General features: G+C 39.3%; 7 protein-coding genes and 1 tRNA gene. All 8 read right to left on the minus strand.

The features are described from left to right. Positions 1-351: IF-2-associated domain-containing protein (locus tag AC4GME_RS03095; protein WP_490378998.1), on the minus strand; the 351-nt coding region annotated here is incomplete at its 3' end. A gap of 22 nt (positions 352-373) precedes the next feature. Next, positions 374-1,873, minus strand: coding sequence for a transcription termination factor NusA (gene nusA, locus AC4GME_RS03100; protein ID WP_490378264.1), 1,500 nt, complete (start codon positions 1,871-1,873; stop codon positions 374-376). 14 nt (positions 1,874-1,887) lie between these two features. Beyond that, positions 1,888-2,346 carry a ribosome maturation factor RimP gene (gene rimP / locus AC4GME_RS03105; protein ID WP_490378263.1) on the minus strand — a complete coding sequence of 153 codons (459 nt, stop codon included), beginning with the start codon at positions 2,344-2,346 and terminating at the stop codon, positions 1,888-1,890. 274 nt (positions 2,347-2,620) lie between these two features. Next, positions 2,621-2,705: transfer RNA gene (locus tag AC4GME_RS03110), tRNA-Leu, on the minus strand. Between the two features lie 19 nt (positions 2,706-2,724). Beyond that, positions 2,725-3,048, minus strand: a complete 324-nt coding sequence (secG, locus tag AC4GME_RS03115) for a preprotein translocase subunit SecG (protein ID WP_490378262.1) — start codon at positions 3,046-3,048, stop codon at positions 2,725-2,727. A gap of 195 nt (positions 3,049-3,243) precedes the next feature. Beyond that, positions 3,244-4,575: a phosphoglucosamine mutase gene (gene glmM / locus AC4GME_RS03120; RefSeq protein WP_490378261.1), complete on the minus strand. Its 1,332-nt coding sequence runs from the start codon at positions 4,573-4,575 to the stop codon at positions 3,244-3,246. A 23-nt stretch (positions 4,576-4,598) separates the two neighbouring features. Next, positions 4,599-5,432, minus strand: a complete 834-nt coding sequence (gene folP, locus AC4GME_RS03125; RefSeq protein ID WP_490378260.1) for a dihydropteroate synthase — start codon at positions 5,430-5,432, stop codon at positions 4,599-4,601. A gap of 103 nt (positions 5,433-5,535) precedes the next feature. Further along, positions 5,536-7,446, minus strand: a complete 1,911-nt coding sequence (gene ftsH / locus AC4GME_RS03130) for an ATP-dependent zinc metalloprotease FtsH (RefSeq protein ID WP_490378838.1) — start codon at positions 7,444-7,446, stop codon at positions 5,536-5,538. Positions 7,447-7,721: the final 275 nt, after the last annotated feature.

Genomic DNA, 7,721 nt, shown 5'->3' on the forward strand with positions numbered 1-7,721 from the left:
TTGTAATTTCGCTTCTTCTGCTTTTTGAACCGCTAGTTCAGCTTCTTTTAGTGCTTGAGTTTCGCTATCCGTACGTTTTACATAAGTACGTTTTTTGCGAACTTCAACATTCACAGCGGCACTTTGACCTTTAACATTTAACGTAGTTTTGGTTTTACGTTGCAGGGTCATTTTCTTTTTAGTTTCGCCGCCATGTTGCTTTTGCAAAAACGTAGTTAACGTCTCTTTCTCTTTTAAGCTAACTTTATCTGATGCAATTTTTTTAATACCAGCATCTGCGAACTGTTTAACCAACACTTCTTCCGACTTATTCAAATCTTTAGCAAGGTCTTTTAATAAAATATCTGACATAATTTTTTCTCCTATCTGACGCTTATTCAGCATCGTCACTGAACCAACAGATGTTACGAGCAGCCATAATCAGCTCCCCTGCTTTTTCTTCGTTCAGTTCTTCAATTTCAAGTAAATCATCAACAGCTTGTTCAGCAAGATCTTCAAGTGTAATAACACCTTTACTTGCAAGTACAAACGCTAAGTGCCCTTCTAGACCTTCAAGTGCTAATAGATCGTCAGCAGGCTTGGCTCCCTCTAAGCTTTCTTCTTGCGCAAGTGCTTTAGTTGCTAATATATCTTTGGCACGAGTACGCAGTTCTTCGACAGCATCTTCGTCTAGCCCGTCAATTTCTAATAGTTCATTGATTGGAACGTAAGCAATCTCTTCTAAAGAGCTGAAACCCTCATCAACTAATACACCAGCAAAATCTTCATCTATTTCCAGCGCTTGTGTAAACAGGCCAATCACATTGTCAGCTTCTGCCTGATGCTTCGCTTTCAATTCAGCAACCGTCATTACATTCAGCTCCCAACCGGTTAGTTGCGATGCTAGACGAATGTTTTGACCGTTACGGCCAATTGCTTGTGCTAAGTTATCTTCTTCTACCGCAATATCCATGCTGTGTGTATCTTCATCAACAACAATTGATGCCACTTCAGCTGGCGCCATTGCATTGATTGCAAATTGTGCAGGGTTTTCATCCCACAGAATAATATCTACACGTTCACCACCTAACTCACCAGAAACAGCTTGAACTCGAGCACCACGCATACCGACACATGCACCAATCGGATCAATGCGTTGATCATTTGATTTAACAGCAATCTTTGCACGAGAACCAGGATCACGAGCGGCCCCCATTAGGTCAATCATCTCTTCAGCGATTTCCGGCACTTCCAAACGGAATAGCTCAGTCAGCATTTCCGGTTGAGTACGTGTCATAAATAACTGTGCGCCACGCGCTTCAGGACGAACTGCAAATAGAAGACCACGCAGACGGTCACCCGGGCGGAAGTTTTCACGTGGTAACATCTCATCACGGAAAATAACAGCTTCAGCGTTACCGCCTAAATCAAGCAGAATATTGTCACGATTCATGCGTTTAACCACACCCGTGATTAATTCACCTTCTTGCTCTGCATATTGCTCAACAACTTGTGCCCGTTCAGCTTCACGTACTTTTTGTACAATAACCTGTTTCGCAGTCTGTGTAGTAATACGGTCAAATGTTACCGATTCAATTTCATCTTCAATATATTCACCCACTTTAATCTCAGGGTTATCATATTCAGCCGCTTCGAAAGTCATCTCTTGACATGGATTTTCCATTTCAGCATCTTTCTCGAGCACTAACCAGCGGCGAAATGTGTCAAATTGACCCGTTTCACGATCAATATCTACGCGTACTTCAATATCGTTTTCATATTTCTTCTTAGTTGCAATCGATAGCGCGCTTTCTAATGCTTCAAAAATAGCCTCACGTGGAAGACCTTTTTCGTTAGATACTGCCTCTACGACAAGTAAAATCTCTTTATTCATCTGTATCGCCTTAATTAATCAAATTTTGGAACAATATTCGCTTTTTGGATATTACTCAGTGCAAAACGCTCTTCTGTACCATCAACGTTTACACAAATTATTTCACCGTCAACTGACGAGATAATACCTTTCCATCTACGACGATTTTGAATCGGCATTCTTAATTGCACTTTTACCTCGGAGCCTATAAATGCTGCATATTGTTCGGCAGAAAAAAGAGGACGTTCTAAACCTGGAGATGAAACTTCAAGTGTGTACTCATTAGTAATTGGATCTTCAACATCCATTAGTGCGCTAATTTCACGGCTTACCGCTGCACAGTCATCAACTAAAATGCCTGCTTCTTGATCAATATAAACGCGCAATGTTGAATGTTTGCCTGCGCGAATATATTCAATACCGACTAATTGATAGCCAAGATCTTCAACATTTGGTTTAAACATTGCTGTTAAACGTTCTTCTAAACTTGCCAAACCTATCCCCTTTCAGAAACAAAAAAAGGGCATATAGCCCTATTTAATTAACAACTTATGTTTGTTAAAAACAAAAATAAATTGTCATGTCGTAAAGCTGAAAAGTAAATTTCAACTTCCTAAATAACAAAAAAGCCCCAATAAATTGGAGCTTCATTCATTTGTCCGAAAAATCGGACATGATACTCTTTTCTAACAAGAGTATCGAATGCCGTTGATTATAACGACTTAACTATTTCTAAGCAATCGCTATTATCAACAATAGCAAAACAATTGGTGCGGATAGAGAGACTTGAACTCTCACGACCGAAGTCATAGCCCCCTCAAGGCTACGTGTCTACCAATTCCACCATATCCGCGTAATTTAGATTATGTAGCTTATTCTGGGATTTGGTCTGAAGTATCTACTTCAACAGGCTGCTCAACAACTTCATCAACAGTCAGATCAGAAAATGCTTCATCCGCCGATACTTTATTCGTTGAAAGGTTACCTAACACTAGGCTTAAGACAAAAAACATAACAGCAAGGACAGCCGTTGTGCGCGTCATAAAGTTGCCCGCACCGCTTGCACCAAATACTGTATTTGAAGCGCCCGAGCCAAATGATGCCCCCATACCAGCACCTTTACCTTGTTGAATTAATACAAATCCAACTAAAATAATTGCAACAATTAAATAAACAACTAACAGCATCTCATACATAAGAATATACCTAATTTTTTCCAGAAAAACTTCTTTATGCTCCATTAAAGAAGCGGGCGAATATTACCCAAAAGACAAGAAAACCACAAGAGAATATACAGACAATTTATCTCTTTTCAGCAATTCATCACTCAACCGCTCAAAATTCATACAAAGAGTTGCAATTCCACTTGTGCTTTATTTCACTTCTGTTCTTTACGTTTTTACTTTATCAGCAATAGCTTGCGCATAACCACGGACAACATCTTCTGCTTCATCCGCTTCTACCATTACTCTAAATACTGGCTCAGTACCTGATTTACGTAATAGTACACGACCACGATCTCCCAATAACTGTTCAATACGTTCAAATTCAGACATTACATCTTTATCTTGCAGCGGATCGATTTCATTATTAAAACGTACATTTACTAATATTTGCGGATATTTTTTCATACCTTGTCGTAAATCATTTAGTGTCATACGGCTGCCCTGCATCGCACTGATCACTTGCAGACCGGAAACAATACCATCACCGGTTGCTAAATGATCTGAGCAGATAACATGGCCAGAATTTTCCGCACCGATCGACCAACCATTTTTCTTCATTAATTCCATAACATGACGATCGCCCACATCTGAGCGCTCAAATGGAATACCTAAAGTTTTTAAAGCTTGCTCTAAACCTAGATTTGACATTTTAGTGCCTACTGCACCACCTTTAAGTGTACCTGTACGCAATTTATCACGGGCAATAATATACAGTAACTCGTCACCATCTAAAATATAACCAGTGTGATCAACCATCATCACGCGATCGCCATCACCATCAAAAGCGATACCAAAATCAGCTTTCTCTTTAACAACTCGCTCAGAGAGTGCCTGCATACTAGTTGCACCGCAATTCAAATTGATATTAACGCCATTTGGCTCAACCCCCATTGAAATAACTTTTGCGCCAAGTTCATTAATCACTAATGGCGCAATATGGTAGGTTGCACCATTTGCACAATCGACAACAATTTTTAAACCTCTTAAATTGTATTTAGATGGGAAAGTACTTTTACAAAATTCAATGTAACGGCCCGCTGCATCATCAATTCGAGAGGCTTTACCTAACTCACTTGAATCAACACATTTAAGTTCTTTATCAATCTCGGCTTCAATTTCAAGCTCAATTTTTTCCGATAATTTTGTACCTTGATCAGAGAAAAACTTAATACCATTATCATAATATGGATTATGAGAAGCACTAATCACAATACCCGCAGTCGCACGGAAAGTACGTGTTAGATAAGCAACAGCAGGTGTTGGCATAGGCCCCATCAATACTGGTCGTAAACCAGCAGCGGTGAGTCCCGCTTGTAATGCAGCCTCTAGCATATAACCAGAGATACGCGGATCTTTACCGATTAACACTTTTTTTGAACCCGATTTAGCAAGAACTCGTCCTGCCGCCCAGCCCAGTTTTAAGGCAAATTCAGGTGTAATTAAAGAGGCACCGACTTTGCCGCGAATACCATCAGTTCCAAAATATTTCTTCTTCATAGTTTTCTCAATTTTTTAAAAATTTATTCTTTGAATGAGTTTACTTCTTGTAAAACTTTGATGACATCAACCGTTTCCGCGACATCATGTACTCTAATAATTTGCGATCCCTGCTGAACAGCTATTAAAGCGCCCGCGAGACTCCCTGCAAGACGGCTATTTATATCACGATTTAATAATTGACCAAACATTGATTTTCTCGAAACGCCGGTCAACACAGGATATCCCAATGTAACAAACTGTTTAGTTGCTGCTAATAATTGAAAATTATGTTTAATCTGCTTACCAAAACCAAATCCGAGATCTAAAATAATATTTTCTTTTTTTATACCTGCATTGATACAAATATCAGCGCGTCGTAATAAAAAGTGTTTTACCTCTTCAAGCAGGTTGCCATATTCAGGCGCACTTTGCATGGTGCGAGGTGCACCTTGCATATGCATTAAACAGACAGGTACATTTGCCTTTGCAGCCACCTCTAACGCACCTTCTTCACTCAATGCGCGTATATCATTAATTAGATCTGCGCCCGCATTAACTGCTTCCTGCATCACTTTTGCTTTACTTGTATCAATAGAGATCCAGCAATCTAAGTTGCTATTGATCTTTTCAATGATCGGAATAACACGATCGAGTTCATTCTGAACTGAAACATCATCGGCGCCAGGTCGTGTTGACTCGCCACCAATATCAATAATAGTCGCACCTTGCTCAACCATTTTTGCGGCTTGTTTTAAGGCATTATCAATATTGGCAAAAAAACCACCGTCAGAAAATGAGTCGGGTGTTACATTTAAAATTCCCATCACTTTAGGTGACGTTAAATCTAAAACTTTATTTCTACTACGCAGTTGCATTTTTTCTCTCAATAATAAAAGAGCAGATAATAAAAGAGGAGATAATAAAAAACCTAAGCAAGCTTAGGTTTTTAAATGATAAATTTAATAAACTCCTGGTTTATTATTTATCGTCTTTTTTTTCTTCAGTTTCAATATCAACTGCTGATGCTTCTTCGCGACTATCAATAACCGTTTCAGTTTTTTCTTCAGTTGCTTCACTTTTAGTCTCGTCTTCATCATCCCAATCTGATGGTGGGCGCACTTCAATTCGAGCCATTAAGTCATCAACCTGATTGCTATCAATCGTTTCATATTTCATTAACGCATCTTTCATTGCATGCAATATGTCGAGATTATCGGTTAATATTTTTTCGGCACGTTGGTAATTTTTCTCAATAAAGGATTTAACTTCATCATCAATAATTTTACCAGTTTCATGCGAAACAACATTAGAGCGCAGTGTATTTTCATCAGCTGTTAATAAAATAGGGCCTAATTTTTCAGAGAATCCCCACTCAGTGACCATTGCACGGGCAATTGATGATGCTTGTTTAATATCTTGAGAAGCACCGGTAGATACTTTATCAAGACCATAGATAAGCTCTTCCGCAATTCGCCCACCGTATGCAACAGAAATACTGCTTTCTAATTCAATGCGATTTTGACTGATCTGATCACCTTCAGGCAAAAATTGCGTCACACCTAAAGCGCGACCACGAGGAATAATCGTTACCTTATGAATAGGATGATGCTTCGGCACTAATTTAGCCACAATTGCATGCCCAGCTTCATGATAAGCGGTTGATTCTTTATCTTCTTCACGCATCACTAAACTACGACGTTCTGCACCCATTAAGATCTTATCTCGTGCCTGTTCAAAATCCAGTTTATCAACAGTGCGTTTATTTCCACGAGCGGCAAAAAGAGCAGCTTCATTAACTAAGTTTGCAAGGTCTGCACCAGAAAACCCAGGAGTACCACGCGCAATAATACTAGCTTGCACATCATCGGCAAGTGGCACTTTACGCATATGAACATTTAGAATCTGTTCACGTCCACGAACGTCTGGTAGAGAAACCACCACTTGGCGATCAAAACGACCCGGTCGTAATAAAGCAGCATCAAGCACATCAGGACGGTTAGTCGCAGCAATCACGATAATACCCTCATTACCTTCAAAACCATCCATCTCTACTAACAATTGGTTTAATGTTTGCTCTCGCTCATCATTACCACCACCGACACCTGAGCCACGTTTGCGACCAACAGCATCAATTTCATCAATAAAAATGATACAAGGTGCTGATTTTTTTGCCTGCTCAAACATATCACGCACACGAGATGCACCAACACCAACAAACATTTCAACAAAATCAGAGCCTGAAATAGCAAAGAAAGGTACTTTTGCTTCACCAGCAATCGCTTTAGCCAGTAGTGTTTTACCTGTTCCCGGTGGACCAACTAACAATACACCAGTCGGAATTCGGCCTCCCAGTCTTTGGAATTTTGTTGAATCTTTTAAGTAATCAACAAGCTCCTTAACATCTTCTTTCGCTTCATCACAACCTGCGACATCAGTAAAAGTTGTTTTTATCTGGTCTTCACCCATCAGCTTGGCTTTACTTTTACCAAATGACATTGCCCCACCTTTACCGCCACCTTGCATATTCCGCATGAAGAAAATCCACACGCCAATTAATAGCAACATAGGGAACCAAGAAACAAAAATAGAGGCTAAGAAACTTGTTTCTTCGGGTGGTGTACCTTCTACTAGTACGTTGTTTTTTATCAGATCGTTTAACAGATCCAGATCTGGTGCTGGAATATAAGTAACAAAACGGCTTTGATTACTTCTTACACCCTTGACCTCTTGTCCGTTAATTTGGACTTGTTGAATCTGCCCTTGGCTAACTTCTTTGACGAATGATGTGTAATCGATTTGGGATTGTTTTGTTTCATCTGTTCCAAAACCTTGGAATAGAGACATCAATACTACTGCGATGACTAACCACAATATCAGGTTCTTTGCCATATCGTTCAAGATGTAAACCTCATGTTAAGAAATAAAAATTTAGATTGTAGATTACTACAGTTTAAAACCTGTCGCTAGTAAATATAATTTGCGAACACAGTTAATCGCAAAAGTCATTATTAATAGCTAGATCTACATGCTAGTAGATACATTATTGCAGTTTAAAACCTGTCGCTAGTAAATATGATTTGCGAACACAGTTAATCGCAAAAGTCATTTAATAGCCACATCTACAAGCGAGTAGATACATTAATGCAGTTTAAAACCTGTCGCTA

Source organism: Psychromonas sp. (genome assembly GCF_983033635.1).